This window comes from Neptuniibacter sp. PT8_73, assembly GCF_047778045.1.
In the GTDB taxonomy this organism is placed as follows: Bacteria; Pseudomonadota; Gammaproteobacteria; order Pseudomonadales; family Balneatricaceae; genus Neptuniibacter.
Genome location: NZ_CP180545.1, coordinates 2,489,433 through 2,515,334 on the forward strand (window position 1 = coordinate 2,489,433; position 25,902 = coordinate 2,515,334).

A 25,902-nucleotide genomic window follows, 5' to 3' on the forward strand; every position below is an offset into this window, starting at 1 on the left:
GATGCTTAACGATAATCTTTTATTTGTAATTCTTATCGCAGTGGTCGGCTTAGTCGCTATTACTGTGAATTTTGTAATTACGACTCGAGAGCAGCAGGAAGAAGCTAAAGATCAGCGTCTTACTTGGCTAAAAGGACAGGCAGAACATATTCTGCAGGCAATTGCTGTGCTGCGCGAAGCAGACTGCAAACCAGAAATCATTCAAAAGATTAATGAGCATGCAACCTCTCTTCTCGAAGAGGTTGCTATGCTAGCACCAGACTCGGAACTGTTTAATTCCCTCACTCAGCAGAAAGATACCGCAGACAAAGCATTCGCTTCCGCAGAGGTCTTCGATAGCGACAAGGCACTGAAACGCGCGCAGATCTATATTAACTTTGCTGAAAAGCTCGTAGTCCAACTGGCAAGAGGAGGGAAGATTACTCTCACCCTAGCTCAGAGCTATAAACAAGAACTTTATTGGCTACGCATTACAGTGGTTGCAGACGCTCATGTAAGCCAAGGCAATCGCTTTTTACAGAACGAAGACTCCATGACGGCAGTTTCCCATTACCGTCACGCCAAAGCTTTACTAGTAAGAGCCAACATCCCTCATACAGTTAAAAAACCGCGTCTAGATACAGTAGATAAACTAATTGAAGAGATCCAACCCAGAAAACCGAGGTCTCAAGGGACTTTAGCGGACTCTTTAGATCGCCTTCTTTAAGCGATTTTCTTAAAACGAGGGACAACTGAGCCGTCTTCTAGGGTTACCGTCTCAACAAACATACCTAACGGGCGCACCCAGGTAGATTCATCACCGTACCCCAGCTTGTAGACCACCAGCCACTCTTCAGTCTCAGAATGTCGCGCCACATCTAATACAATATATTCAGGTCCTTTATAGTGCTGATAACGACCTGCAGGTACTTCCACCGGTGGTAACATCAAAAATTGCCCTCACTAAATTCTTTGAGTTGTTGATAAAGGGATTCCATTATCACTTCACCTTTATCACTGTTTCCCGCTTCATCCCAATGGACACCGACATAAGCTGGCGTTGATTCTAAAGAAAAAACACCCTTCGGAAGCTCCTCCAACAGTGCATTTAACTTATCTAATTGCGGTTCAGATAAAGTGCGCTCACCTTGAGCCCAGCACCAGCCCGCATTCAAACCGATATTAGCAATGGACTCGACCCGGAACACTTGCCAAGTATTGAAGCTATTTTTCTGCTCACGGCTTAAGCCTTCACGCAAAACTCGATAAGCGGTCATATTACGCTCATCTGGCTCCATTTCTCCCTGTGCTCTAGGCGGCTTCATCTTTTCGAGTTGTATTTGGAAGCCCAGCGCTTTTGCTTTAAGCCTTAGAGATGCTTGGTATTTTTGCTTTTTAGTGGGCATGACCCACATCATTGAGCCTAACAAAGACATCATTATCAGGACGATTATCATCCATTCCATTACTAAACCCTCAGCCCAATTACCGTACGCTCGGAAACATTGAATAGCAGGCTGTACATGACTGGCGTAAAACACCCAGAAATAATACAACCTATTAAAATATTGATAGAAATCAGCTGCCGCGAGTTTACCAGAGTACGTACAGCAACGCTCTATGCTAATCTGTTAAAAGAGTCTGTAAGTCACTCTCAACAGCCTTAAACACTTTGCTAGTGGAGATGCAGTTATGGGAACTTATTCCAAGATACTTTTAGCTTTAGACCTCTCAAGCGAATCTGATCAGCTCAAAAGTAAAGCCTATGAACTTGCAAAAGCGAACGACGCACAGCTCTATGCAGTTCACGTTATTGAACCACTCAGTTTTGCTTATGGGGGCGATGTTCCGATGGATCTAACCTCAATACAGGAGCAGCTAGACAAACACGCCCAGCAAAAGCTCAAGCGCTATTGTGAAACCCTAGATTATCCGGTCACTGAACAGTTAGTGGTAACGGGTCAAACAGAATCAGAGATCCACCGACTCGCCGACGATTATGATATAGACCTAGTTATTGTAGGCAGCCACGGCCGTCACGGTATCGCCCTTCTACTAGGTTCAACCGCTAACGGCGTTTTACATGGTGCTAAGTGCGATGTTTTAGCAGTCAGAATTCAGGATCAAGACTAGGAAGGGGTTACTCCCCTTCCTGCAATGCTTCCAACTCGACCCAGCGGTCCATCAGTTGCTCAACCAGTGATTCCTGATCTTGTAGCTCACTGAGCTTTTGACTCACGAATTCGTGATCCTGCTGATAAAAATCAGGAGCGGCTGTTTCCGCTTGCAACGTTTCCAGCGTCACTTCCGCTTGCTCTAATTTCGCAGGGAGCTCATCTAATTCACGCTGTAGTTTGTAACTTAGCTTTTTCTTCTTCGCAGGCTGAGAAGACGCTGTTTCTTTGACTTGTGGCTTTTCAGCCTTAGGCTGTTTACTCTCCTGTTTGACAGGCTCCGGGCGCTGCCTCAACCAATCTTGATAACCACCAACATATTCATTCAGTTCGCCGTCACCTTCGAATACCAAGGTGCTAGTGACCACATTATCCAAGAAAGAACGGTCATGGCTTACGAGAAGAATCGTGCCATCAAAATCCAGAATAATCTCTTCGAGCAACTCTAGCGTTTCAATATCCAGATCGTTGGTTGGCTCATCCAGCACTAACAGGTTTGCTGGCTGACTAAAAAGCTTGGCTAGCAAAACCCTGTTTGTCTCTCCACCGGATAATGCTTTTACAGGCGTCCGCGCTCTTTCAGGCGCAAACATAAAGTCATTCAAGTAACTGATCAGGTGACGATCACGGCCATTGATACTTATACTTTCTCGACCTTCAGCGATGTTATCCATCACTGTTTTTTCAGGATCAACTTGCGCACGTAACTGATCAAAATAAGCAATTTTCAGATTCGTACCGAGCTTCACTTCACCTTGATCTGGAGATTGCTTACCTAAAAGCACACTTAACAAACTACTCTTACCGGCACCATTTGGCCCAATAAGACCGATACGATCACCGCGTTGCAAGACAAAATCAAAGTTACTAAACAATGGCTTGCCAGCATAACCCAAAGACACATCTTTGAGTTCAGCAACTAGCTTGCCGCTACGAGCCGCTTCCTCTAAAGAGAACTTAGCCTTACCGCCACGTTCACGTCGATCCGCTCGCTCATTACGCATCTTTTTAAGGGCTCGGACACGCCCTTCATTACGGGTTCGACGCGCTTTAATGCCTTGACGAATCCAAGTTTCTTCTTGTGCCAGACGCTTATCGAATAGAGCGTTCTGCTTTTCTTCATCCTCAAGCATCTTTTGCTTAAGATCCATGTAAGCAGAATAGCTACCTGGGAACGATGAAAGAACACCACGATCAAGCTCTACAATACGAGTCGCCAAGCGGTCCACCAACGCTCTATCGTGAGAGATAATCAACAAGCCACCTTTAAATTCAAGCAACTGCTGCTCTAGCCATTCGATAGTCTCGATATCTAAATGGTTGGTAGGCTCATCGAGTAATAAAAGATCAGGATTCTGAACTAAAGCGGCACCTAATGCGGTACGACGACGCCAACCACCTGACAACTCAGACATTAACTTGTCGCCAGGAAGATCTAACTGCTCAATCACACGCTGAACACGTTGTTCTAAGTGCCAACCATCCACAGCTTCAATCTGATGCTGAAGCTTGTCCAGCACCTTCATGTCTGCATTTTCAGATGCAGCAAGCTCATCATAATCCTGACGTAGCTTTTGAATATCACCCAAACCCGCAGTGACCACATCACGTACTAAACGTTCATCTGCCGCTGGCATAGCCTGAGGTAATTCAGCAATTCGACAAGTTGGCGATACCCAAAACTCGCCACCGTCCGCTTTGTGATGACCTGCTACCAGCTTTAACAGTGTTGACTTACCAGCACCATTCATGCCGACCAAAGCAACCCGTTCACCGGGGTCAATTTGAAAATCAACGTTATCGAGAAGTGGCTTGGCACCAAAGGCCATGGATATTTTATCGAGTCGAATCAGAGGCATGATAGGTCAGCTTTTGTTCATTGAGGCCGCTATTCTACTCATTTTCGGCAGATATGCATGAAAATGCTGCATTCAGGTAAATTATTATTTAATTAAGCCGTTAATCTATCGTATAAAGTGATAATGGATTATTCATAGGACTTGAAAATGAAACCTTTTTGGCAAACAACAACCGGTGTATTCACTTTAACATCGCTACTCATTACAGCACCGCTTTCGCACGCTTCCATCGAGCAACAACGCAAACAATTTCTGCAAGCTGAAACTTACCTAAAGCAGAACAAATCACAATCTTTTAAGAAGGCTCGAAAAGCACTTGCAGATTACCCTTTGGCGCCTTATTTAGATTATCAATACGAGCTAAAAAGGCTTTATAAATCCAATTCAGCCAATATCTCAGTATTTATTAAAAAGTACCCAGAACTACCTATTGCCGACCGACTTAACCGTACTTGGTTAAATCACCTCGCCAGAAACAGCAAATGGGAAACCTACCGTAAGCATTATAGAAATCACCCAATTACTAGTGTTCACTATCAGTGCCAACAGCAAACTGCGCTACTCAATGGTAATTCTAAGCAGAAAGAGGCTGCGCTTTATCAAGCGCCAAAACTTTGGATGGTTAGCAACTCTCAACCAACAACCTGCGACACTCTATTTAAAGCCTGGATGGCTACTGGGCGACCGACATCAAATGAAGCATCCCAACGATTTTGGATGAGCGTTGAACAAAATGAGATCAAACTCGCTCGCTACCTAACCAAGAAGATCAAAGATAAAAAACAGAAACAACAAGCAGAACTTTTCTGGAAACTTTACAACTCGCCAGAACTCGTTAATGGCTCAACTTTAAATAAGATAGATAAAGCTCAACGCCCTATAGCCGCTGCCATCGCGTATAAACGCTGGTATCGAAAGCAACCAATAACAGCCACTCAAACCTGGATTAAAAAGCGCGACGGGCTGATGCCGCAGGTCGATCAAGATAAAGTTAGCCTGTACATGGGTGAGCGCCTTAATTGGACCTATCACAGCCAAGCCATCAAGTTGAGCAAGCAGCTTGACCCTGAATACCGCATTGAGGAACTAACAGAGCGACGTATTCGAAATGCCCTAGCTAAACAAGACTGGAAAACTGTTTTAGAGGCAACTAACCATCTCAATGAAGAAGAGAAAAAAGATTCTAAATGGCAATACTGGTCTCTCATTGCTGAAAGACACCTCAAGCCCGAGACCGACCAGAAAGAAAAAATCGCCGAAGTTGCTAAAGACCGGAGCTTTTACGGTTTCTTAGCCGCAGAGTTAAACCAAAGTCCTTTCCAGCTTAACGCTAAATCAGATGCTGTAACTCAAGAACAGCTAGATGAGTTAGCCAAATTACCGGCTGCAGCCCGCGCAGGTGAGTTATTCAAATTAGGTCGATTGACCGAAGCTAATCGAGAATGGCGCCTCGCTCTGTCTCAGATGGACGAACAGCAAAAGAACCTTGCAGGTTATCTAGCTAATTCTTGGGGTTGGCACCTACAAGCAATCATCAATGCTGCAAAAACTGAGCGTTGGGACCATATAGATCTTCGTTTCCCTTACCCTCACGCGAAACTATTTAAAGAACATGCGCTTAAAAACGATCTCGATCTCAGCTTCCCTGTTGCTATAGCCCGCCAAGAAAGTGCGTTCCTTTTCAACGCTACATCCCGTGTTGGTGCACGAGGCCTGATGCAGTTAATGCCTCAAACAGCCAAACTTACGGCTAAAAAGCATGAAGTTCCGTATAAGAAAAATGCAGAGCTAGACAAACCTGAGATCAATATTACGCTGGGCTCAGCCTACTTAGGTGACATGTTGAAGAAATTCGACAACAACCCAGCCTACGCAGCAGCAGCTTACAATGCTGGCCCTCACCGCGTAACTAAGTGGCTCAAGCAGCGTGGAGATCTTCCTTTAGACATCTGGATTGAAACCATTCCGTTTAAAGAAACGCGCAAATATGTTCAAAGTGTATTAGCATTCCGCGTCATTTATGATCGCCTCGAGGGTCGACAAGCAAGCTTACTTAACGATAAGCAAATCGCTATGTTAGCCGTAAACCAAAGCAAGAAGACCGCTTTATAAACAAATAGTAAAAGAAGATAACTGTATGACTAATCCTTGCTGGATTGATATTGGCGTTAACCTTACCGACAGTAGTTTTAATAAAGATAGGGAAGATGTAATCCAGCAAGCATTAGAACAGGGTATTGAACGTCTAATCATTACAGGCACAACACTCGAAGAGAGCCTCCAAGCTATCGAGTTATGCCAAAAATATCCTGAACATCTCTACTGCACAGCGGGAGTTCACCCCCACTACGCAAAAGATCACACAACCAATCAACTGCAAGAGCTCAACGCGCTGTTAAAAGAGAACTGTGTCGTTGCAGCGGGCGAGATGGGATTAGACTTCAATCGAAACTTCTCTACACCGGAACAGCAAGTCAATGCATTTGAAAAGCAACTTGAAATCGCATGCGCTCATCAACAGCCTCTATTTCTGCATGAACGAGAGGCCCACAAGAAACAGCTGGAAATGCTTTACAGCTACCGAGACCATATCCCAAACGCCGTAGCGCATTGCTTCACCGGTAGTAAAGAAGAGCTGTATAACTATCTAGATCTGGATATGCACATAGGCATTACAGGTTGGATCTGTGATGAAAGACGCGGATTAGATCTACAAAAGCTGGTCAAAGATATTCCTGCCGATCGTTTGATGTTAGAGACCGATGCCCCCTACCTTATTCCTCGAGATATAAAACCTAAACCAAAATCTCGCCGCAACCTTCCTATCTATCTTCCGCATATAGCGAACAAGGTTGCTGAACTAAGAGGGGCAGAACTACTAGAACTACAACAGGATGTTTATCGAACTACCTGCGATTTCTTTGGGCTCAATTAGATACACGCTGAAGAAATTCTTGGAGCTGGGATTGATCAAAAGGCCATTCCAGCTCCTCTTTACTCTCCAAATCCAACAATACTGGGATTTTCACTCCATAGCGTTCAACTAAATCGTCGTCATCAGCAATATCAACCTGATAGATCGCATACTGCTGCATATCTACTGTAGACGCTATCAATTGCTCTGCTACTTCACAAAGATGACAACCTACTGTTCCCATCAATTCCAGTTCTCTCACTCTATTTACCCTTGCTAACTCGCTTTTATTCAGACCGTTTGACCGGAGACCTGAGCTAGATCACAGAATGCCTACAATCTGCATGCTAGAGTCCGCAGCCAATTAATCGCAACCATCAATTTATATAGCGAATGAAAAACCAGATCATACCGAAAAACGACGAAGTACGTTTAAACAATGATGAATTTATCGTGTCAAAAACCGACACAAAAGGACGTATCACCTATATAAATCGCGTCTTCATGCAGATCGCCGGCTATAACGAAGCTGAATTATTAGGTAAACAACACAACATTATTCGCCATCCTGATATGCCCCGCGGCGTATTTAAATTTATGTGGCAAACCTTACAGCAAGAAAAAGAGTTTTTTGGCTATGTAAAAAACCTCTGCCGAGATGGTTCTTTTTACTGGGTATTTGCCAACGTTACACCCGATTACGATGCTCAAGGACAGCTTACAGGTTACTACTCTGTACGCCGCAAACCTAGCCAACAGGCGATAAATACCGTCGCCCCTATTTATGCTGAGATGTTAGCACTAGAAAAGCGTATACCTAGCAGTCAGGCAGCCGAAAAATCTATCGAATTGCTCAATTCTAAACTGCAATCCTTAGGCAAAGACTATTTCGAACTTGTAATGGGGCTGGACCAAGAATAATGCGGATGTCAGAAAAACAATTTTCCAACGGTACCAGCCGCGGGGTTCCATTTTTACGCGCTCGCGCAAAGCGCTTAGTCATATGCTGGAACATATTATTGCTCGGTTCTTTAGCGGCAAGCATTCTTATTGCTGATACACCCTATTGGCAGATCATGCCATTGATCGCAGCAATAGCCTTAACTATCTACACATTGAAATCTAACGCCTATGCAATAAATGCCTTGGAACGAATCAACACCACACTAATCAAAGCCAATGATGGCGATTTTAGCACCCGCATTACATCTGTATCTGGACTCGGGGAAGTAGGTAAAGTCGCCTGGGAACTAAACGATCTTTTGGATCGAGTGGAGTCTTACTTCAAAGAGGTAGATGCCTGCTTTAGCTATGTTGCTGAAGGCCGTTATGATCGAAAAGCCCTCTACAAAGGGATGCCCGGTCGTTTGAGGAAATCCCTATCCCAAATCAACGCTTCTTTAGAGAAGATGGAAGAAGGTGCAAAATTTCTAGCCTCCAACCAGCTTAAGTCAGAACTTCACAATCTGAACACTAGCCATTTGATTGAAAACCTCAGACGAAATCAATCCGATTTGGTCAAAATTTCAGAAGAGATGGAGCAAGTGGAATCCATCGCTGCGAAAAATGGCCAAGCCGCCGCAAATAGCCAAAGCAGCGTCGATAATATGAGCGGTGCTCTCGCCAGTATTACGGCAAACATCACCAGTGTATCCGAAGTAACGAAAGCCTTAGAAGCTGACAGCACTAAGGTTTCGTCATCCTTGTCGATCATTACCGAGATAGCTGACCAAACTAGCCTCCTCGCGCTCAACGCTGCTATTGAGGCTGCTAGAGCGGGAGATCAAGGGCGTGGATTTGCTGTCGTTGCGGATGAGGTAAAAGCCCTATCCAATCGTACTAAAGAGGCTGCAATTGAGGTAACAGAAACCATCAATAGCTTCAGTGAACGTGTTGCAGACATGGTTCAGCAAGCAGAAATTTCCTCACAAGCAGCAGAAGAGATCAACACTCAAGTTCAGCAATTTAGAGAGCAATTTGCCGACATTGCCACTTCAGCTGAAGACACCCAACGTTATATTGCCTATGCCAAAGACTGCACTTTTGGTTCCCTAATAAAAGCCGACCACGTTATTTTTAAACAAAATGGTTATGTTGCTTTAGATGACACAAAAGACCGTACTGAAGAATTAGAGGCCGTAAGTGTTTGCCATACTGATTGCCGTTTAGGTCAGTGGTACTTCGAAGGCGAAGGGTTTGAAACCTTTAAAAACACTAAAGCTTATAAGTTGATGGATGCACCTCATGCAGCCGTGCATCACTCTGTTTTAAAAGCAGTTTCTTACCGTGACCAGAACTGGAAGAAAGACAAATCGATCCGTAAAGAGATTGTAGAGCACATGCAAAATGCAGAAGAAGAGAGTTATAAAATTCTGCAACATATCGACGATATGATTGATGAACGACACCGGATGAATAGTTAAAAGCACTACAAAAAACATGCGTTTTATCTACAAACGGTATGATATTTATTGAACCAAGGCCTTAACACCTTAGTGTGATCGACCAAGGAATACCTTGATACATTGCACCGCACAAGAATATGCTGGACAGATATATTCACGAAAACGCAATTAAAAGTTGCGATATTGTGAGTTAAACCGTAAAACTTGTATTTCCACGATTCCATACTCGTAATGAATATGTGAAGCACGCAAGATGGAAGGACGGATATGACAAAGAAAGGCGACCCAATGGACAACAATAGCAACCTACTTTCCAACCCTCAGGAGTTTATCGACTACCTGAATTCCGAAACCAAGAAAGTATTGGATATGTTCTCAGCTTCAGGCTGTGATGATATTTTCACTAAGTTCACGCAATCCTGGACAGAGTTAGCTAACCGCTCCTGGGAAGACCCTACCGTTTGGATCCGTGCAATTACCGAATATCAGCAAAGCCAAATGAGCCTTTGGACTAATTTGCTGACAGGTAAAAACAGCGAATCAGTTGCTGAGCCAGCACGTGGCGACCGTCGCTTCCAAGCTGAAGAATGGTCTCAGAACCCAGTATTTGATTACATTAAGCAATCTTACCTACTTAGCTCTAAGTTAATGCAGGAAATGGCAGCTAATGCGAATCTTTCTGACCAAGAACAGAAGAAGCTTGAGTTCTACACGCAGCAATATATCGATGCGATGTCTCCAACTAACTTTGCAATCACTAACCCTGAAGTGCTTCAACAAGCGTTGGAAACTAAAGGTCAAAGCTTAGTTGACGGACTTAAAAACCTTCTAGGTGATGCTGAGAAAGGCCGCATCTCTATGACTGACGAGTCTGCATTTGTTCTAGGAGAAAACATTGCAACGACTGAAGGTTCTGTCGTATTTGAAAACGAGATGTTCCAGCTTATTCAGTACAAACCAACGACTGAAGAGACTTACGCTCGTCCAACAATGATCGTGCCTCCTTGCATCAACAAGTTCTATATCCTTGACCTGCAAGAAAGCAACTCTTACGTGAAATACTGCGTTGACCAAGGCCAAACAACCTTCGTTATTTCTTGGTTGAACCCAACAATTGAACAGGGCCATATCACTTGGGATGACTACGTAGAAAAAGGTATCCTAAAAGCGACCCAAGTAGTTCAAGACATTACTAAGAGCGACAAAGTTAACGCGGTAGCATGGTGTGTAGGTGGTACCCTGCTAACTACTGCTCTAGCGGTAATGGCAGCACGTAAAGATACGTCTATCGCTTCTGCAACGTTCTTCACTACACTTCTAGACTTCACTGATCCTGGTGATCTATGTGTATTCATTGACGAACAGCAGATTAAGAAGCTGGAAGATAAAGTAAATAATCAGGGCTACCTAAGTGGTCGTGAGCTGGCCACATCTTTCAACATGTTGCGTTCAAACGATCTAATCTGGTCTTACGTTGTTAACAACTACCTTAAAGGTCAGACGCCTCCTCCGTTCGATATCCTGTACTGGAACAGCGACTCTACTAACCTACCAGCAGGCATGTACACGTACTACATCAACAACATGTACATGGAAAACGGTCTAACTAAGAAAGACCAGTTAACTATCTGCGGTGAGAAAATCGATCTAGGTAAGATCAAGATCCCTTGCTACTTCCTATCTACTATCGAAGATCACATTGCGCCATGGAAAGGTACTTTCGAAGGTACTGAACTACTGAAAGGCAAGAATGAGTTCGTTCTAGGTGCGAGTGGCCACGTTGCAGGTGTTATCAACCCAGCATCTAAGAACCGTCGTAACTACTGGATCAATGGTGAACTAGGTAACGGCGCAGACAGCTGGTTAGAATCTGCAGAGCGTCAGGAAGGCTCATGGTGGCCTCACTGGGCTGAGTGGTTGAAGCGTCGTGCTGGTAAGAAAGTTGCTGCTCCAGCTGCGCCTGGTAACGATGAGCACAGCGTTATCGAAGCAGCACCAGGTCGTTATGTAGCAGTACGTATCGACTAAATTGAACTAGAAACAAAAAACGGAGCATCTGCTCCGTTTTTTTTGTTTTAGTCCATTTTATATTTTAGACAGTGTCGATTATTCAATCTCAGATCGTAACTGCTGAATATCTTCTTGGAGTTCCTGATCCTCAGTGAACCCCGCAAATTTTTCCGCTTTAGCCAAAGCTTCAAGTGCATCCTCTTTTTGGCCTTCTTCAATCAGGCGCTGAGCTAAAGAGTATTGAATTGAAGCCTTATACTCCGTCTCTTTTAAGCTATCAGCCAATTGATAAGCTTGCTGATAAAGTATGATCGCATCTTGGTTTTCTTCAGCGAAGTCAGCTAGCGTCTCCCAAAACACAGGGTGATCGTTTTTCTTACCTTTATACTGCTCAGCTAAAGCTTCCAATTCACCATAAACCGAATAAAACTCTTTTTCGCTATCCGCTTCAGCTGCCTTCATCATCGACTCGGCAAAAGCTTCAATTTGTTTAAATATCTGTCCGTTCATTTATTAACTCTCCAACCAGACATCTTTGGCCCAGTTCCAGATCGATGGCCACTCATCTTCGATAGTATCGCCGTGTTGCCAGAGCAAGATCGCCGCATCTTGGGTAATGCAATAGTAACCGTTTGCATGCTCACAGATCGGAATATACTCTCGAGGCATACCAATATCCCAAGCAGTGGCGGCTAACTCAGGCAAAAACGTGTGCGAACTTGGGTCAGCCACAGTCGCCGGTTCAATAGAGCCACAGACGATATCGCTTACTTCAAGCAGAAAATGTTTATATTCATCTGGCAGCGAAATCAGAATCTGTTCTTCGATCTCAACAAGATCGTCTTCATCAGGTAGATCTAAAGGTACAGGAACTTCGACATTACGTTCTTGTAGTAACTCAATAATATCTTCCATATAGGCGCTCCTGTATTTGGCTTTTCAGATTCGTGGGCAGACTAGTCGAGCAGAACAGATAAGTAAATAAAAGAGATCGGTTATATCCTTCTTTAATAACTTTAGAGAATATTTATATACACAAAGACCGCAAACATTACTTCATACGACAGTAGTCATGCCTAAATATGTAATACTTTAGAATTAATCTAATCCGAATTGCTAACTCCTTTGGCCTTATTTCCCAAGACATTGCCGACAGAATCCGTATAATTCGCGCCAAACATCCTGCAACCTCCAAAAAATGTCATAAAATTATGTTCTAGGTGTTGCAGAACAAAGAAGTCTCGGGTGATAACAGCTGACTCACCAAAGTCATGACTGTTGCGGCCACAAGCCCCCATCCCCGCAGCTACTTCACAAACCATTATTATTATTAAAATGGCGAAGTTCCTATGACCACAAAATCAGTAGACGTATTGCTAGTCGGCGCGGGAGCTATGAGTACGACCCTTGGCGTCATGCTCAAGCAGCTAGATCCTTCCCTGAAAATCAGCATGATCGAGCGCCTAGATCATGTCGCCCATGAAAGTACAGATGGCATGAACAATGCCGGTACGGGCCACGCGGCATATTGTGAATTGAACTACACGCCACAAATGCCAGACGGCACGATCAATGCCACTAAAGCTTTCGCGATTAACGCCTCTTTCGAAGTTAGCTTGCAATTCTGGTCATACCTCGTAGAACAAAACGCCCTTCCTGAACCTTCTCAATTTATTAACCCTGTACCACACCAAAGCTTTGTATGGGGTGAGAAGAACGTAGAATTCCTTCGCAATCGTTATGAAACATTGAGTGCTACGCACCAGTTTGCTGACATGGAATACAGCGAAGATCACGCAGTCTTGAAAGAGTGGATGCCACTGGTCATGGAAAACCGTGATCCAAGTGAGAAAGTTGCAGCCACTCGTGTTGCTTACGGTTCCGACGTAAACTTTGGTTCGCTTGCACGCAACATGGTGAACTTCCTAGAAGCTCAAGATGATTTCGAACTTCTACTAAGCCGTACAGTAAAAGATCTTAAGCAAGACCAAGATAAAAACTGGACTATTACGCTAAAGAATGACCAAACTGGCGATAAAGAAGTTATCAACGCCAAGTTTGTATTCCTTGGCGCTGGTGGCGGCGCGCTACCGCTTCTACAGAAAGCAGGCATCTCCGAAGGTAAAGGTTATGGTGGCTTCCCTGTAAGTGGTCAATGGCTAGTATGCCGCAAACCAGAAATCGTTAAAAAGCACTTGGCTAAAGTTTATGGTACAGCACCTATCGGTGCCCCACCGATGTCCGTACCTCACTTAGACACTCGTGTCATCGGCGGTGAACAAGCACTACTGTTCGGTCCATTCGCTGGATTTACGACTAAGTTTTTGAAGAAAGGTTCTATCTTCGACATGCCACTAAGCATCAACCTTGGCAACATCAAACCGATGCTTTCTGTAGGTATGAATAACATGGACCTAACTAAGTACCTGATCAGTGAAGTAATGCAGTCTCACAGCTCTCGTGTAGACGCGCTAAGAAACTTCTTCCCTGATGCAAAAGATGAAGACTGGGAGCTTTCCTACGCAGGCCAACGCGTGCAGATCATCAAAGAAGATGAGAACGGTAAAGGCAAGCTGGAATTCGGTACTGAAGTAATCTCGGCTGAAGACGGTACGCTTGCTGCTCTCCTAGGTGCTTCACCAGGTGCTTCAACTGCAGTCCAGACGATGATCAACATTGTGGAAACATGCTTCGCAGAAAAACTTGCTACACAAGAGTGGCAAGACAAGATTCATGCGATGATCCCATCTTACGGTCAGGATCTGACTAAAGATGCAGCGTTATTGAATAGCGTGCGTGAGCGCACTTTATCGACGCTGGGGCTTGATACTATAAAAAAGACTGAACTGCAGGCTGATAGCAGCCTGCAAGATCAAGGCACAGCAGCCTAGTCGAATACAACTATAATGATAAAGAGCCAATTCCAAAGCCGGTCTTATGACCGGCTTTTTTATTTCACCGCCCTTTTCGCTACAATAACCTTTTAACCTTTCCTGCCATTACTATGCAATGTAGAGAAAACTGCGGTGCCTGCTGTATTGCACCGAGCATCACCAGCTTGAACAAACCTGCAGGCGAACGCTGTAAGCATTTAGATCAGCAAAATCGATGTAAAATCTTTGGTACAGATCAAAGACCAAAAGCTTGTGCTAACTTTGCACCTGAAGAAGAATTTTGTGGTCAAAATAGAGAAGAAGCGCTGCAGATCCTAACCCTTCTGGAAAGTAGCACTCATTAATCGATACAGCTTTTAGGTAATAAAAAAAGCAAGCCCTAGGCTTGCCTTTCTATCGTGTGCAGGACGGGACTTCAACCCCGTAGCAACAGCTTAAACTTTAACGATGTTTTCAGCTTGTGGGCCTTTTTGACCTTGAGTCACAGTAAATTCTACTTTTTGGCCTTCAGCTAAGCTTTTGAAGCCTTCACCCTGAATTGCACTAAAATGTGCAAATACGTCCGGACCACCTTCCTGCTCAATAAAACCAAAGCCTTTTTCGTCGTTAAACCACTTAACTGTTCCAGTTGTTGCCATCTTTCAAAACCCTATTTTGGATAATTAAAATCAGCCGAAGCAACGAAAGATTTCCTGCTTAAAGCTGTTAAATAGAAAAAACCGACAGCATTGAAAGAGTTAGGCCAAGAGTTTCCTTGCCGCAACATTAAAGCAGCCATGTCTTTTCCGATCATCTGATCATAGCGCTGCTTTGTGTTAATTCAATTCCATTTGTGCGTTTTTTGATGTTTTTTTAACCAAAAAGGACTCTACAATAGTCTAAGACTCGACTAATCGGTAAGTGTTCTGCTGTCATATCCGCCTTTTACACAACTTGTTAGCGCGATTAAGCTCTTAATTTTTAACATAAGATTTAATCTATCTGCGCTTCATCGCGGTATACTTAAAACCAGTACAGGTTCGAGAAGAGCTGTAAATTTTACTCTACCCCTTTCAGTTGTATCTAAGGATCATCCCCTGAAACGTCTACAAGAAATCAAAATAATTCTTACCCTTGGCTTCCCTATAGCGATCGCTCAAGTAGCGCAAACCTCCATGGGTTTTGTCGATACGCTGATGGCCGGACGTTACAGCGCAACAGATCTAGCCGCAGTGGCATTAGGGTCAAGTATCTGGCTACCCATCTTTATTGCTAGCCAAGGCATCTTAATGGCCACCACACCCATGGTTGCTCATCTAGTAGGTGCCAATAAAGAAAAGGCGAGTTCTGAGACACTGCATCAGGGCGTAATCATAGTTGCTATTTTAAGCTTACTCGCGATCTTTACCCTGCATAACTGCGATCCAATTCTTGCCTTCATGGGCGTAGAGGAGGAGCTAGCAAGTTTAACCACACAATACCTAGCAGCTATAAGCTGGGGATTCCCTGCCCTTCTGCTTTATCAACTTATACGCAGTTATATTGAAGGTTTTGGTAAAACGCAGCCTGCGATGAAAATTTCCATACTTGGACTTTTATGTAACATCCCACTTAACTATGCACTGATCTATGGAGAGTTTGGTTTTCCAGAACTAGGAGGCGTAGGTTGCGGCTGGGCAACAGCTATTGTTATGTGGATTATGTTCATTAGCGCGTTTATCTATCTGACCAAATCACCAACCTTTATAACAATCAAGCCTTTCTCTGGCTGGTCTTTACCTGACCTGCCAGCACTTAAAAACTTTTTAAAGTTAGGACTACCTATAGGTATCGCTCTTTTAATCGAAGTCAGTATGTTTTCAGTAATTGCCTTGCTTTTGGCGGATCTTGGCGAAGTAATGATCGCCTCTCACCAAATCACAATCAGCTTTACTGGCCTGATTTTTATGCTGCCTTTAAGTATATCTCTGGCGCTCACTATACGCGTTGGCCATCAACTCGGGGCGCAAAAACCTGAAGCTGCGAAATTCAGTGCAGTTACAGGCTTGATTATCACCTTAACCCTAGCGATCTTCAGTTCTTCATTGATGGCACTATTTGCAACACCTATTGCCGAACTCTATACCCAAGAGCTTCAGATCATTGAAATCGCCAGCACTTTGATCATTATTGCGGCTCTTTTCCAGTTCTCAGATGCAATCCAGATAACATGTTCAGGCGCTCTTAGGGGTTACAAAGATACCGTAGTTCCACTCATGCTTGTATTTATCGCCTATTGGCTCATTGGCCTTCCTTCTGGCTATATCTTAGGTAAAACAGAGTTAATTACTGCGGCGATGGGCCCAAAAGGGTTCTGGATTGGTTTACTTATTGGTTTAACCATTGGCGCTATACTGTTAATTAGTCGATTACATTGGAAAAGCAACCAATTGCTCAGCCAAGCCCAACATCGTTAACCTAGTTATGCTAAAACGGCTCTCTATTCTTATCGTCCTACTAATATCCCTAAGCGGATGTAGCCGAGATACACCTGAACTGGTATTGGAGAATTACCTTTACCGCCTGAGTAACACCCTCGATCTAAACCAACCTCAGTCATACATCCCTGAAGCAAGGATACAATTCCCTCTTAAACGCGATCGAATACTTAAAACCACAGAGATCCGTGAAGGCCTTTTAGATGTATTGAAATTAAAACGTTGTGACCTGCTACCTTTAATCGCAGAACGCAATAGCTCTCTTGGCAAGGTCGCCAAGCCATCAACAAAATTGCAATATGAGCTAAATTTCTATTATTTATTAACTCAGTGCCGAGAATCTTTGCGCAATGCCAGCGCTATTGATACCGAACTACTAAAAAGAGTAAACGAAATCCATCGCGTTAAACGCGACAATTTACCTGCAGAATTATGGAATGGGATTTTTACTGCTCCAGAAATGGAAGCCAACTTCAGCCGTTCGCAAACTGCCCTACCTCTAGTTGATAACAGCAGTACTCAACAGAGCATCGAAGCCTTGCGAACCCTTGTAAATTTAACCGCAAATAACCTTGATCAATTTGGTTTGACAAAACCTAATGAAGATCGCTTAAACCAAGCATTCAAAGTATTGCATAGCAATCGATCTGGCCCTGCAATTATTAGCTCACTTGAAGTCTTGACTTACCATCTTGATCAAGCCGCGAACTTGTTAGGTAAGCGAAATTCGCCTAATACCCCTCTATGTAGAAACCAAAGCCCAAATAAAACGGCACGCATCTTAGAAAACGTTTTTTATAAGTTTTATATAGGTGAAGTTCTACCTTATTTAGCACAAACTGACCGATATGCCTCCCAGTGGCTCGACCTTAATCAGCAATTACTGCAAAATTACACAACACTTTCTATAAGCATCCCACAATCAATGGAAACTTATTCAACCACTATACTGTCCAAATCAGCACCTAATGGCATTTGGTTGAGTTACCAACGCGCTAGGGACAAACATACAGAAGCTTGGCAGAAAACCTTAAAAAACTGCGGCATGATGCCGACACAGAAAGACTAACCGCTTTTGAGCTACGGATTGGACATTGAACCCAGCCTTTAAATCAAAACAGCACAGTAACAACTTATCGTTTAACACGGCATTTTTTGTATTGTTACTGTTTGCTTCAGCCCTTCTGCTTACCCAAGTGGATGCTGAAAGCGTGCGCCTAAGCAAAGCTGATATTGAGAAATTGGGGAATAAATACGGCGCAAAAGCAAAACGTCGACTCGAAACTTGGCAGAATCTATTAACTGAATTAGCCAATGAGAGCGAAAGCCACAAGCTAGAACGCGTAAACGACTTTTTTAACCAAGTTCGATTTATCGATGACATCAAACACTGGAAAAAGAAAGATTACTGGGCCACACCCGTAGAGTTTCTTATCACCAACGGCGGTGACTGCGAAGATTTCAGCATAGCGAAATACTACACACTCAAAGAGTTGGGTGTACCCGTAGAAAAAATGAATTTAGCCTACGTTAAAGCCTTGGAGTACAACCAAGCCCATATGGTTTTAACGTACTACCCCAAGCCACGTGCAACCCCTTTAGTTCTGGACAACATTAACGGCGAAATTTTGCCTGCTTCCAAGCGTACAGACCTATTACACGTTTATAGCTTTAATGGTGATAAACTATGGCTCTCAAAAATGGGCCGCAGAACTACGTTAGTAGGAACATCTGACAGATTAAAGCCTTGGGTAAAACTACAATCTCGTATTGAAAACAATGACATTAACCTAAGGTAGGTTTAATGATGAGGAGTATCTATTATGTCACTGGTTAACCAACTTATCGCCGCGATCTTTGCGGTACTTATAGGTTTGGTTTCTGGCACCCTTTACATAATGTCAGAAAGCTCGCGCTCTGTTCTTCAGGACCAACTGGAGTCACATGCGCAGGATTCTGCCACCCATTTAGGCCTTTACCTTGCCCCTTATATGGCTGAAAACGACAGTGCGACTATCGAAACAGCCGTCAATGCTATTTTTGACAGTGGCTTCTACCAACGCATTATCGTTACCAATGCGGATGAAGAGATTCTGTTTGAGAAAAAAACTAAAGAAACCATCAGCGAAGAAGTGCCTGAGTGGTTCAGATCGATGGTGCAGATAACACCACCATCCATGTTCAGGGAAGTAACTCACCAGTGGCAACAAGTGGGTAAAATCTACGTACAAAGTAGCGCGGGTTATGCTTACGACAAGCTTTGGAAAGGTGCACAAGATAGTATCATTCTGTTTATCTCTTTATCGATTCTATGCCTACTCGCTATAAGCTCACTGATTAGATACCTACTAAGACCATTACACTCTGTAGAGCAGCAAGCTATCGCTCTTTCTGAAAAACGCTATCTAGAGCAAGAAAAGTTGCCGGGCACACGTGAACTTAAGCGTGTAGTACAAGCAATGAACCGCATGGTTAAGCAAGTGCAGGTAATGTTCGATGAGCAAGCCCGCAATATTGAAGAGTTACGTCGAAACGCCTATCAAGACAGTTTAACGGGCTTATCTAATCAACGCGCAACTGAAGCACAACTAGCCGAACGCCTTGATTACCGTAAAGATTTTGGTAGAGGCACTCTATTCAATATCCACCTATGCAATCTGCAAGAGACTAACCAGCAGATAGGCATGGATAAGACCAACAACCTACTGAAACACCTAGCCAGCCATCTAGAAGAATTTGCACGTGGCTCTGATCAAAGTGTACTTGGCCGTGTGACTGGTGCCGACTTCATACTGCTGGTTAATACAATCGATACCGACCAGTTGAAACTCAAACTGGAACAACTTGACCAAGAAAGTCGGAAACACCTTGCTCAATTGATGGGACAAGATATCGAAGACTCAATCATCAGTATCGGTAGCTGCGAATGCAGTGATGAGAGTAATAGTTCACAACTATTGTCCGAAGCACGTATCGCCAGCAATGAAGCTGAGCAATCGAAAGTACTGTGGAAACAGTTCAACACATCAGAAAAAACCGCAGCTCAGCCACAGCAATCTGACTGGAAACAACACGTTGCTAACGCGATCAATCAGCGCCAAATCTTTTTACAGATTCAGAGCGTGTTTAGCAAAAAGCCTGGCTCTATGCCGATTCAAGATGAGATCTTTGCACGTATTCTTAATCAGGAAAACCAACCCGCTTCTGCCGGAGAGTTCATCAGCGTAGTAAAAGAGCTTGGCTTAATGCCTGAAATGGACCGAGCTGTAATCGAACTAGCGCTAGAACAACATGAGAAGATCGCCTGCCCGCTGACTATTAACTTGAGCCATGAGGCCGTCAGTAGCGAGAACTTTAGAACATGGTTACTTGATAAGCTAAAGACCATCAGCCCAAGCGTTAAAGTTCTGTTCGAGCTGGATGAAACCAGTGTACTGAACAATATTGAAGGCATTCTAGAGTTCCGTAAGGCTCTAAAATCTATTGGTGCAGAGTTTGGTGTCGACCATTTCGGTATTCACCCTAGCGGCTTCTCTTACCTGTACTCAATACAGCCTGATTACATCAAGATCGATGGTTCACTGATCCGTAATATCGATCAGAACGATGAAGACCGCTTCTTTGTTAGCAGTCTAATCAGTGTAGCTCACAGCCTTGAGATCAAAGCCTACGCAGAACACGTAGAGAGAGAAAGTCAGTTACAGATTCTTGAAGCGCTGAATGTGGATGGTAGCCAAGGCTATCTTCACGGTACACCAAAACCCTTAAGCAAAGCTTAGGGGCTTGGTGAGCATATTCTAAACATAAAAAAACGGCGGTATATACCGCCGTTTTTTTGTATCTACTGTAGGACTTACTTACGACCTACTAGCATTTCTAGCTTTTTGCTCATACGTTCTTCACGCTCTTGCTCTTTGCGCTTTTCTTGACGTACTTTGTTGATCTCTTTCAACTTGCCTTTCGCGTGATCTGACTCTTCTTTAGTCACCACACCAGCTGGCTCACCGTTGATATCAATACGCTCAGCACCTTCACGCAGGGAGCGGTAGTAGTTCAGTGAACGAACATAGCTCGCTAGAGCACGTTTGATTTTGTTCTTAGCGACTTTTTCGTCAGCAACAAGATCTTCTTGAATGCCTATTTTTAGAGGCCTAACGTTTTTACGATCAAAGGTTTTCGGATACGCTTCCATCAACTGCTGCAGAGCAGCCATATTTGCAGCACGGTTTTTGGATTTCGCCTTTGGCGTTTTGTTTACTACGTCATTCACCTGATTAGCCTCTGATTGGAAAACTTGCTTTGACTGAGTCAGATTCGCCTCCGCAGAATCCAGCATATTTTCCAATTGATCAATTAATTGCCTAGTTTTAGTACTTATCTGCTCAACATCCACAGACATCATTCACCCTTACGAATGTAATACCCGTAAAGGTCGTCTTCTACATACTGCTCAACCAATTCATGTCCTAAAAACGTACAGAACTTAGGAATATCGCGTTGAGTAGAAGGATCAGTTGCCAAAATATGCAGCACTTCCCCTGCCAGCATATCCCTAACATGATTATGCAACATCATAACAGGCTCAGGGCAGTATAGGCCCTTTGCATCAAGAATATGGTCGGCTTTGATGTCCGTCATGTTTTATCTCTTGCAGAAAGATGCGTATTGTCTCAAATTACCTATGACAGCAAAAGTCATTTAATCAGTAATTAAGCAACTAAAGTCGCTTTTAAAATAAAAATAATCCATTCTATATGTATGGAACGTAGTTTTTAGATGGAGAGATCATATGATTCGAGTACTTATCGAACGACATATTGCCGATGACTTAGGCGCACACTATGAAAAAGCTGCACGAGAAACGCTGCAATTAGCGATGCAAGCACATGGTTTCATTTCTGGCGAAGCCCTGAAAAACACCAGAGATCCAAACCACCGTTTAGTCGTAGCAAACTACAGAACCTTACAAGACTGGCAGCGCTGGTCGACATCGTCAGAACGCCAGGAAATGATGGCGACAATTAATCCCATGTTGGAAACAGAAGAAAAAGTCACCGTTTTCGAACACTAAGTTGCTGAACTGCCATCTTAACACTGTATTTTCACAGCACTCTAAGGTGGCAGGTTATCTCTTCACGGTCATGATAAAGGTGTTTAGCAGATAACTCATACGCTAAGCCCTCCTGCATAAACCTTTCAGCAATCAGATTTAAACAAGATACAACCTCTTGATAACGTTGCTTCATTGGCAGCTTCAGATTGAAGATAGCCTCATCACACCAACCATTGATCACCCAATCCGCCGCCATCCCGGCAGTTTTGATCGGTTTATCCACAACATCACACACCATCATATTGACAGGCTGCGCAGGTATAAACTTGTAAGCGTCTTCTTGAACGTGGGTCACTTGCCCGGATTCCATCAACTGATCTTGCATCGGCCCATTATCAACTGCAGTAACAAACATACTGCGCTGAACCAACTGCCAGGTCCAACCGCCCGGTGCGGCCCCCAGATCTACTGCTGTAGAACCATGAGGGATTCGCTGATCCCAATCATCACGTGGAATAAACCAGTGCCATGCCTCTTCCAATTTCAACGTTGAGCGGCTTGGAGCTTGTTTGGGAAATTTAAGCCGGGGTACACCTAGTGGCCAAGGCGCTGAATTATTCACAGGCGCATAACCTACGAACATTTCACCGCCAGACAATACGAACAGCAACAAACGATTCCCTTTGCTATTCGCTTTTTTCTTCAAACGTCCGCTCTTACGCAACTTCTGAGCCAAAGCTGAGCTAAACTTCTTCGAAAAGGTCGCTAACTCGCGCCCATCTGTTGTATCAGGGTACTCTGCCCAAAGATCAGTACAATCAGGAAAATCAGCAAGAATCTGTTGTAGCTGCGAAATACGATCATCACGCTCAAGCTCCTGACAATCACCACAAACCATCCACTGCCTTACAAAAATCAAACTATTAAAATCAATTTCAGCAATAGCCCGCTCTGCATCACCTGGAGTTTGCAAATGAAACTCTACATAACCCTGACCAGACTCTAAGGTGCAGTATCCGTATAGGCCGATAGTAGAGCACTGATCAGTAATCTCCCCTGCGACCTCTTTCTCGAAGCCTGAGCGGCACTGTAGGACTAATCGATTAAAATATGTCAACTTAGCTGTTTCCCGATAATCTGAGCGATATGGTTCATATGCTGAATTTGCGTAAAACCTGAAGCCTTACGTGGTTTGATGTCATGATCACCATCCTCAAACCAATACACATGAACAGATGGCGGCAAATTGTACTCTGTAACTTCAGGAAGTGAACCCATTGGATCCCTTTCGCCTTGAAATATATGCAAAGGCTTTGGTAAATCTTTTAAATGATCAACACGTAACGAATCGGGCTTTCCACGTGGATGAAAAGGATAACCGAATACAAATCCAGCACTTACGGCTGGATGACTAAGTAGCATTGAAGCAGCACGCCCCCCCATAGATTTTCCCGCCAAATACAGTGGCTGACCATCCACTACTTGCTCTTCAATCAATTGTGTAAAGTAATCCAGCAATTTAGGCATTCTATCTGGAGGGCGTCGCTTGCCCGTTTCTCTAATGGTCTGCATATATGGAAATTCAAAACGAACAACCTGCAATCCAAGTTTAGCTAAGCGCAGAGCCATCTGTTGCATAAACTCACTGTCCATTGGCGCACCCGCACCATGCGCAAATAGCACTTTCCCCGTTTTCAATTCACCATCAATTAACATAAACAGCCCCTTAATCAGTCAAAAAATGAGTTTTACCGCTGTTGCAAAGTTGACTTGAATCAACAAACGCTGAGAAAAGCCTTACTGTGCAGCACAAAATGCGACGTTTTTTACGACAAAAAACGCCAAAATTATATCTCTTTTTAAAACAAAGGATTACAACCTATAAAAAATATTCCTTATATTTCATTAAGTTAAAAAACACCCCAACCTAAAAGTATAAAGCAAACAATACCTAGGTAGAAATTTCGCAACTGCGACAAAATGCCTCATTGAATGACCTAAACACATTGAAAATAAGGCCCTATTCCAAGATAATTGCCTGCGAAACTCAAAATTTCCATAAATAGCTTGTTGATGAGAGCCTGACATGAGCACAGCAACTGAACACCCCACCTACAATTATAAAGTGGTGCGCCAGTTCGCCATCATGACAGTAATTTGGGGTATCGTCGGTATGACCGTCGGTGTCCTAATTGCTGCACAGTTGGTTTGGCCAGCACTAAACTTTGATACAGCGTGGCTGACTTACGGTCGTCTACGTCCACTGCACACTAACGCAGTTATCTTTGCATTCGGCGGCTGTGCCCTGTTTGCAACGTCTTACTATGTAGTTCAACGCACCAGCCAACGCCGCCTGATCTCTGATGGCCTTGCAGCGTTTACATTCTGGGGCTGGCAAGCAGTTATCCTTGCAGCAGCAATTACTCTGCCGCTAGGTCTAACTTCTTCCAAAGAATATGCTGAGCTAGAATGGCCAATCGACCTGTTAATCACTATCGTGTGGGTTGCATACGCTATTGTATTCCTAGGTACGGTGAAGATGCGTAAGACATCTCACATCTACGTAGGTAACTGGTTCTACATGGCATTCATCATCACTGTAGCTGTTCTACACATCGTTAACAGCATGGCTATCCCTGTTTCTATGTGGAAGTCTTACTCCATCTACTCTGGTACTGTAGATGCGATGATCCAGTGGTGGTACGGTCACAACGCTGTAGGTTTCTTCCTGACAGCTGGCTTCCTAGGTATGATGTACTACTTCGTACCGAAACAAGCTGAACGTCCAATCTACTCTTACCGTCTATCTATCGTTCACTTCTGGGCGTTGATCGCGACATACATCTGGGCTGGTGGTCACCACCTTCACTACACAGCGCTTCCGGACTGGACTCAGTCTGTAGCGATGGTTATGTCTCTGATCCTTCTTGCTCCATCTTGGGGTGGTATGATCAACGGTATGATGACTCTATCTGGTGCTTGGCATAAGCTTCGCACGGATCCAGTTCTTCGTTTCCTTGTTGTATCTCTTTCCTTCTACGGTATGTCTACGTTCGAAGGTCCAATGATGTCTATTAAGACAGTAAACGCGCTGTCTCACTACACTGACTGGACTGTTGGTCACGTACACGCTGGTGCATTGGGTTGGGTTGCAATGATCTCTATCGGTGCGGTTTACCACATGATCCCTCGCCTATTCGGTAAAGCTCAGATGTACAGCGTTGGTCTTATCAACACTCACTTCTGGCTAGCTACAGTAGGTACGGTTCTATACATCTGCGCGATGTGGGTGAACGGTATCCTACAAGGTCTAATGTGGCGTGCAGTTAACGCTGACGGTACTTTGACTTACAGCTTCGTAGAAGCACTAGAAGCTTCTCACCCTGGTTACTTTGTTCGTTGGTTGGGCGGTATGTTCTTCCTGACTGGTATGATTCTGATGGCCTACAACACTTGGCAGACTGTTCGTAAAGGCAGCACTGCACCAGAAGCTCAAGCTTCTGCACAGGCAGCTTAAGGTCATAGGAGCAGATAGAAATGATCAAACACGAAACGATAGAAAAGAACATTGGCCTGATGATTCTGCTTATCATCATCGTAATCAGCGGTGGTGGCCTAGCAGAGATCGTTCCTCTGTTCTTCCAAACTTCTACTACTAAGCCAATTGAAGGCCTACGTACTTACACTCCGCTTGAGTTTGAAGGCCGTGACATCTACATCCGTGAAGGTTGTAACACTTGTCACAGTCAGATGATCCGTCCTTTCCGTGCTGAAACGGAACGTTACGGTCACTTCTCAACTGCGAATGAGCACGTTTGGGAACACCCATTCCTATGGGGTTCTAAGCGTACAGGTCCAGACCTAGCTCGTGTAGGTGGTCGTTACTCTGATGATTGGCACCGCGCTCACTTGTACAACCCTCGTGACGTTGTACCTGAGTCTAAGATGCCTTCTTACCCATGGTTGTTTGAAAACAAACTAACCGGTGCAGACACTGCTAAGAAGCTTGAAGCACAACGCGCTGTTGGTGTTCCTTTCACTGACGAGCAGATCGCTAATGCCCAGAAAGAAGTTCAGGGCAAATACGAGATCGATGCTGTTGTAGCTTACCTACAAGCACTGGGTAAAATGCATTCTGAATACACTAACAAGCGGTAG

At 44.0% G+C, this 25,902-nt stretch carries 27 protein-coding genes; 16 read left to right on the forward strand and 11 right to left on the reverse strand.

Translation table 11 applies throughout. The features are described 5' to 3' along the window. Position 1 precedes the first annotated feature (1 nt). Positions 2 to 706: a DNA topoisomerase I gene (locus ACMXYN_RS11115; protein WP_415891882.1), complete on the forward strand. Its 705-nt coding sequence runs from the start codon at positions 2 to 4 to the stop codon at positions 704 to 706. Here the strand turns inward: ACMXYN_RS11115 and ACMXYN_RS11120 are convergent. Beyond that, positions 703 to 927, reverse strand: coding sequence for a DUF1653 domain-containing protein (locus ACMXYN_RS11120; protein ID WP_415891883.1), 225 nt, complete (start codon positions 925 to 927; stop codon positions 703 to 705). The genes ACMXYN_RS11115 and ACMXYN_RS11120 overlap by 4 nt on opposite strands. Next, a complete protein-coding gene (locus ACMXYN_RS11125; protein WP_415891884.1) occupies positions 927 to 1,445 on the reverse strand; it encodes a hypothetical protein in 519 nt (172 codons plus the stop codon). The genes ACMXYN_RS11120 and ACMXYN_RS11125 overlap by 1 nt, the downstream gene beginning before the upstream one ends. 226 nt (positions 1,446 to 1,671) lie before the next feature. Here ACMXYN_RS11125 and ACMXYN_RS11130 point away from each other — a divergent pair, with 226 nt between their 5' ends. Further along, positions 1,672 to 2,112: a universal stress protein gene (locus ACMXYN_RS11130; RefSeq protein ID WP_415890848.1), complete on the forward strand. Its 441-nt coding sequence runs from the start codon at positions 1,672 to 1,674 to the stop codon at positions 2,110 to 2,112. Between the two features lie 7 nt (positions 2,113 to 2,119). Here the strand turns inward: ACMXYN_RS11130 and ACMXYN_RS11135 are convergent, their stop codons facing one another. Further along, positions 2,120 to 4,012, reverse strand: a complete 1,893-nt coding sequence (locus ACMXYN_RS11135) for an ATP-binding cassette domain-containing protein (protein ID WP_415891885.1) — start codon at positions 4,010 to 4,012, stop codon at positions 2,120 to 2,122. Between the two features lie 147 nt (positions 4,013 to 4,159). Here ACMXYN_RS11135 and ACMXYN_RS11140 point away from each other — a divergent pair, with 147 nt between their 5' ends. Further along, positions 4,160 to 6,124 (forward strand): transglycosylase SLT domain-containing protein, encoded by a 1,965-nt coding sequence (locus ACMXYN_RS11140; RefSeq protein ID WP_415891886.1) that lies wholly within the window; start codon positions 4,160 to 4,162, stop codon positions 6,122 to 6,124. A gap of 25 nt (positions 6,125 to 6,149) precedes the next feature. After that, positions 6,150 to 6,947 carry a TatD family hydrolase gene (locus ACMXYN_RS11145; protein WP_415891887.1) on the forward strand — a complete coding sequence of 266 codons (798 nt, stop codon included), beginning with the start codon at positions 6,150 to 6,152 and terminating at the stop codon, positions 6,945 to 6,947. Here the strand turns inward: ACMXYN_RS11145 and ACMXYN_RS11150 are convergent. Further along, positions 6,940 to 7,188, reverse strand: a complete 249-nt coding sequence (locus ACMXYN_RS11150) for a glutaredoxin family protein (protein WP_415891888.1) — start codon at positions 7,186 to 7,188, stop codon at positions 6,940 to 6,942. The genes ACMXYN_RS11145 and ACMXYN_RS11150 overlap by 8 nt on opposite strands. 131 nt (positions 7,189 to 7,319) lie before the next feature. Between ACMXYN_RS11150 and ACMXYN_RS11155 the strand changes: the two genes are divergently transcribed. The 3 genes from ACMXYN_RS11155 to ACMXYN_RS11165 all read left to right on the forward strand — a co-directional run bounded on the left by ACMXYN_RS11155 (position 7,320) and on the right by ACMXYN_RS11165 (position 11,359). Then, positions 7,320 to 7,847 carry a PAS domain-containing protein gene (locus tag ACMXYN_RS11155; RefSeq protein ID WP_415891889.1) on the forward strand — a complete coding sequence of 176 codons (528 nt, stop codon included), beginning with the start codon at positions 7,320 to 7,322 and terminating at the stop codon, positions 7,845 to 7,847. A gap of 5 nt (positions 7,848 to 7,852) precedes the next feature. After that, positions 7,853 to 9,349, forward strand: a complete 1,497-nt coding sequence (locus tag ACMXYN_RS11160; RefSeq protein ID WP_415891890.1) for a methyl-accepting chemotaxis protein — start codon at positions 7,853 to 7,855, stop codon at positions 9,347 to 9,349. Positions 9,350 to 9,598: 249 nt separating this feature from the next. Continuing rightward, the gene (locus tag ACMXYN_RS11165; RefSeq protein ID WP_415891891.1) at positions 9,599 to 11,359 is read left to right on the forward strand and encodes a PHA/PHB synthase family protein; all 1,761 of its coding nucleotides are present in this window, start codon (positions 9,599 to 9,601) and stop codon (positions 11,357 to 11,359) included. A 78-nt stretch (positions 11,360 to 11,437) separates the two neighbouring features. Here ACMXYN_RS11165 and ACMXYN_RS11170 read toward each other — a convergent pair whose 3' ends face one another. Both ACMXYN_RS11170 and ACMXYN_RS11175 read right to left on the reverse strand, forming a co-directional pair. Then, a complete protein-coding gene (locus ACMXYN_RS11170) occupies positions 11,438 to 11,851 on the reverse strand; it encodes a tetratricopeptide repeat protein (protein WP_415891892.1) in 414 nt (137 codons plus the stop codon). Positions 11,852 to 11,854: 3 nt separating this feature from the next. Beyond that, complete coding sequence (locus ACMXYN_RS11175) at positions 11,855 to 12,256, reverse strand: SMI1/KNR4 family protein (RefSeq protein WP_415884081.1); 402 nt, start codon at positions 12,254 to 12,256, stop codon at positions 11,855 to 11,857. A gap of 434 nt (positions 12,257 to 12,690) precedes the next feature. Here ACMXYN_RS11175 and mqo point away from each other — a divergent pair, with 434 nt between their 5' ends. Further along, entirely contained in the window at positions 12,691 to 14,232 is a 1,542-nt protein-coding gene (mqo, locus tag ACMXYN_RS11180) for a malate dehydrogenase (quinone) (protein WP_415891893.1), read from the forward strand. Between the two features lie 167 nt (positions 14,233 to 14,399). Continuing rightward, positions 14,400 to 14,579 carry a Fe-S-cluster oxidoreductase gene (locus ACMXYN_RS11185; protein WP_415891894.1) on the forward strand — a complete coding sequence of 60 codons (180 nt, stop codon included), beginning with the start codon at positions 14,400 to 14,402 and terminating at the stop codon, positions 14,577 to 14,579. Between the two features lie 90 nt (positions 14,580 to 14,669). Here the strand turns inward: ACMXYN_RS11185 and ACMXYN_RS11190 are convergent, their stop codons facing one another. Further along, complete coding sequence (locus ACMXYN_RS11190) at positions 14,670 to 14,873, reverse strand: cold-shock protein (protein WP_415884078.1); 204 nt, start codon at positions 14,871 to 14,873, stop codon at positions 14,670 to 14,672. Positions 14,874 to 15,389: 516 nt separating this feature from the next. Between ACMXYN_RS11190 and ACMXYN_RS11195 the strand changes: the two genes are divergently transcribed. The 4 genes from ACMXYN_RS11195 to ACMXYN_RS11210 all read left to right on the forward strand — a co-directional run bounded on the left by ACMXYN_RS11195 (position 15,390) and on the right by ACMXYN_RS11210 (position 20,470). Continuing rightward, on the forward strand, positions 15,390 to 16,670 hold the full coding sequence (locus ACMXYN_RS11195) for an MATE family efflux transporter (RefSeq protein WP_415891895.1): 1,281 nt from the start codon (positions 15,390 to 15,392) through the stop codon (positions 16,668 to 16,670). Between the two features lie 7 nt (positions 16,671 to 16,677). After that, positions 16,678 to 17,760 (forward strand): DUF3080 family protein, encoded by a 1,083-nt coding sequence (locus ACMXYN_RS11200; protein WP_415891896.1) that lies wholly within the window; start codon positions 16,678 to 16,680, stop codon positions 17,758 to 17,760. Positions 17,761 to 17,851: 91 nt separating this feature from the next. Further along, positions 17,852 to 18,490 (forward strand): transglutaminase-like cysteine peptidase, encoded by a 639-nt coding sequence (locus tag ACMXYN_RS11205; RefSeq protein WP_415894483.1) that lies wholly within the window; start codon positions 17,852 to 17,854, stop codon positions 18,488 to 18,490. 24 nt (positions 18,491 to 18,514) lie between these two features. Continuing rightward, positions 18,515 to 20,470, forward strand: a complete 1,956-nt coding sequence (locus ACMXYN_RS11210; protein WP_415891897.1) for an EAL domain-containing protein — start codon at positions 18,515 to 18,517, stop codon at positions 20,468 to 20,470. A 74-nt stretch (positions 20,471 to 20,544) separates the two neighbouring features. Here the strand turns inward: ACMXYN_RS11210 and ACMXYN_RS11215 are convergent, their stop codons facing one another. Both ACMXYN_RS11215 and tusA read right to left on the reverse strand, forming a co-directional pair. After that, on the reverse strand, positions 20,545 to 21,090 hold the full coding sequence (locus tag ACMXYN_RS11215; protein ID WP_415884072.1) for a ProQ/FINO family protein: 546 nt from the start codon (positions 21,088 to 21,090) through the stop codon (positions 20,545 to 20,547). After that, the gene (tusA, locus tag ACMXYN_RS11220; protein WP_415884071.1) at positions 21,090 to 21,329 is read right to left on the reverse strand and encodes a sulfurtransferase TusA; all 240 of its coding nucleotides are present in this window, start codon (positions 21,327 to 21,329) and stop codon (positions 21,090 to 21,092) included. The genes ACMXYN_RS11215 and tusA overlap by 1 nt, the downstream gene beginning before the upstream one ends. A gap of 151 nt (positions 21,330 to 21,480) precedes the next feature. Between tusA and ACMXYN_RS11225 the strand changes: the two genes are divergently transcribed. After that, a complete protein-coding gene (locus tag ACMXYN_RS11225; protein ID WP_415890830.1) occupies positions 21,481 to 21,762 on the forward strand; it encodes an antibiotic biosynthesis monooxygenase family protein in 282 nt (93 codons plus the stop codon). Between the two features lie 31 nt (positions 21,763 to 21,793). Here ACMXYN_RS11225 and rlmM read toward each other — a convergent pair whose 3' ends face one another. Both rlmM and ACMXYN_RS11235 read right to left on the reverse strand, forming a co-directional pair. After that, positions 21,794 to 22,861 carry a 23S rRNA (cytidine(2498)-2'-O)-methyltransferase RlmM gene (gene rlmM / locus ACMXYN_RS11230; RefSeq protein ID WP_415891898.1) on the reverse strand — a complete coding sequence of 356 codons (1,068 nt, stop codon included), beginning with the start codon at positions 22,859 to 22,861 and terminating at the stop codon, positions 21,794 to 21,796. Then, positions 22,858 to 23,460, reverse strand: a complete 603-nt coding sequence (locus ACMXYN_RS11235; RefSeq protein WP_415891899.1) for an alpha/beta family hydrolase — start codon at positions 23,458 to 23,460, stop codon at positions 22,858 to 22,860. Before ACMXYN_RS11235 ends, rlmM begins: the two co-directional genes overlap by 4 nt. Before the next feature lie 370 nt (positions 23,461 to 23,830). Here ACMXYN_RS11235 and ccoN point away from each other — a divergent pair, with 370 nt between their 5' ends. Next, positions 23,831 to 25,261 carry a cytochrome-c oxidase, cbb3-type subunit I gene (gene ccoN, locus ACMXYN_RS11240; protein ID WP_415884066.1) on the forward strand — a complete coding sequence of 477 codons (1,431 nt, stop codon included), beginning with the start codon at positions 23,831 to 23,833 and terminating at the stop codon, positions 25,259 to 25,261. A gap of 23 nt (positions 25,262 to 25,284) precedes the next feature. Beyond that, positions 25,285 to 25,902, forward strand: coding sequence for a cytochrome-c oxidase, cbb3-type subunit II (gene ccoO, locus ACMXYN_RS11245; RefSeq protein WP_415884648.1), 618 nt, complete (start codon positions 25,285 to 25,287; stop codon positions 25,900 to 25,902).

Bases quoted from the DNA above. Each gene is read 5' to 3' on its own strand.
- ACMXYN_RS11155 (WP_415891889.1), top strand. From the start codon at position 7,320: ATGAAAAACCAGATCATACCGAAAAACGACGAAGTACGTTTAAACAAT.
- ACMXYN_RS11195 (WP_415891895.1), top strand. From the start codon at position 15,390: ATGGGTTTTGTCGATACGCTGATGGCCGGACGTTACAGCGCAACAGAT.
- mqo (WP_415891893.1), top strand. From the start codon at position 12,691: ATGACCACAAAATCAGTAGACGTATTGCTAGTCGGCGCGGGAGCTATG.
- tusA (WP_415884071.1), bottom strand. From the start codon at position 21,329: ATGACGGACATCAAAGCCGACCATATTCTTGATGCAAAGGGCCTATAC.
- ACMXYN_RS11120 (WP_415891883.1), bottom strand. From the start codon at position 927: ATGTTACCACCGGTGGAAGTACCTGCAGGTCGTTATCAGCACTATAAA.
- ccoN (WP_415884066.1), top strand. From the start codon at position 23,831: ATGAGCACAGCAACTGAACACCCCACCTACAATTATAAAGTGGTGCGC.
- ACMXYN_RS11235 (WP_415891899.1), bottom strand. From the start codon at position 23,460: ATGTTAATTGATGGTGAATTGAAAACGGGGAAAGTGCTATTTGCGCAT.
- ACMXYN_RS11165 (WP_415891891.1), top strand. From the start codon at position 9,599: ATGACAAAGAAAGGCGACCCAATGGACAACAATAGCAACCTACTTTCC.
- ACMXYN_RS11175 (WP_415884081.1), bottom strand. From the start codon at position 12,256: ATGGAAGATATTATTGAGTTACTACAAGAACGTAATGTCGAAGTTCCT.
- ACMXYN_RS11225 (WP_415890830.1), top strand. From the start codon at position 21,481: ATGATTCGAGTACTTATCGAACGACATATTGCCGATGACTTAGGCGCA.
- ACMXYN_RS11170 (WP_415891892.1), bottom strand. From the start codon at position 11,851: ATGAACGGACAGATATTTAAACAAATTGAAGCTTTTGCCGAGTCGATG.
- ACMXYN_RS11145 (WP_415891887.1), top strand. From the start codon at position 6,150: ATGACTAATCCTTGCTGGATTGATATTGGCGTTAACCTTACCGACAGT.
- ACMXYN_RS11200 (WP_415891896.1), top strand. From the start codon at position 16,678: ATGCTAAAACGGCTCTCTATTCTTATCGTCCTACTAATATCCCTAAGC.
- ACMXYN_RS11130 (WP_415890848.1), top strand. From the start codon at position 1,672: ATGGGAACTTATTCCAAGATACTTTTAGCTTTAGACCTCTCAAGCGAA.
- ACMXYN_RS11160 (WP_415891890.1), top strand. From the start codon at position 7,853: ATGTCAGAAAAACAATTTTCCAACGGTACCAGCCGCGGGGTTCCATTT.
- ACMXYN_RS11210 (WP_415891897.1), top strand. From the start codon at position 18,515: ATGTCACTGGTTAACCAACTTATCGCCGCGATCTTTGCGGTACTTATA.
- ACMXYN_RS11140 (WP_415891886.1), top strand. From the start codon at position 4,160: ATGAAACCTTTTTGGCAAACAACAACCGGTGTATTCACTTTAACATCG.
- ACMXYN_RS11125 (WP_415891884.1), bottom strand. From the start codon at position 1,445: ATGGAATGGATGATAATCGTCCTGATAATGATGTCTTTGTTAGGCTCA.
- ACMXYN_RS11115 (WP_415891882.1), top strand. From the start codon at position 2: ATGCTTAACGATAATCTTTTATTTGTAATTCTTATCGCAGTGGTCGGC.
- ACMXYN_RS11215 (WP_415884072.1), bottom strand. From the start codon at position 21,090: ATGTCTGTGGATGTTGAGCAGATAAGTACTAAAACTAGGCAATTAATT.
- ACMXYN_RS11135 (WP_415891885.1), bottom strand. From the start codon at position 4,012: ATGCCTCTGATTCGACTCGATAAAATATCCATGGCCTTTGGTGCCAAG.
- ACMXYN_RS11190 (WP_415884078.1), bottom strand. From the start codon at position 14,873: ATGGCAACAACTGGAACAGTTAAGTGGTTTAACGACGAAAAAGGCTTT.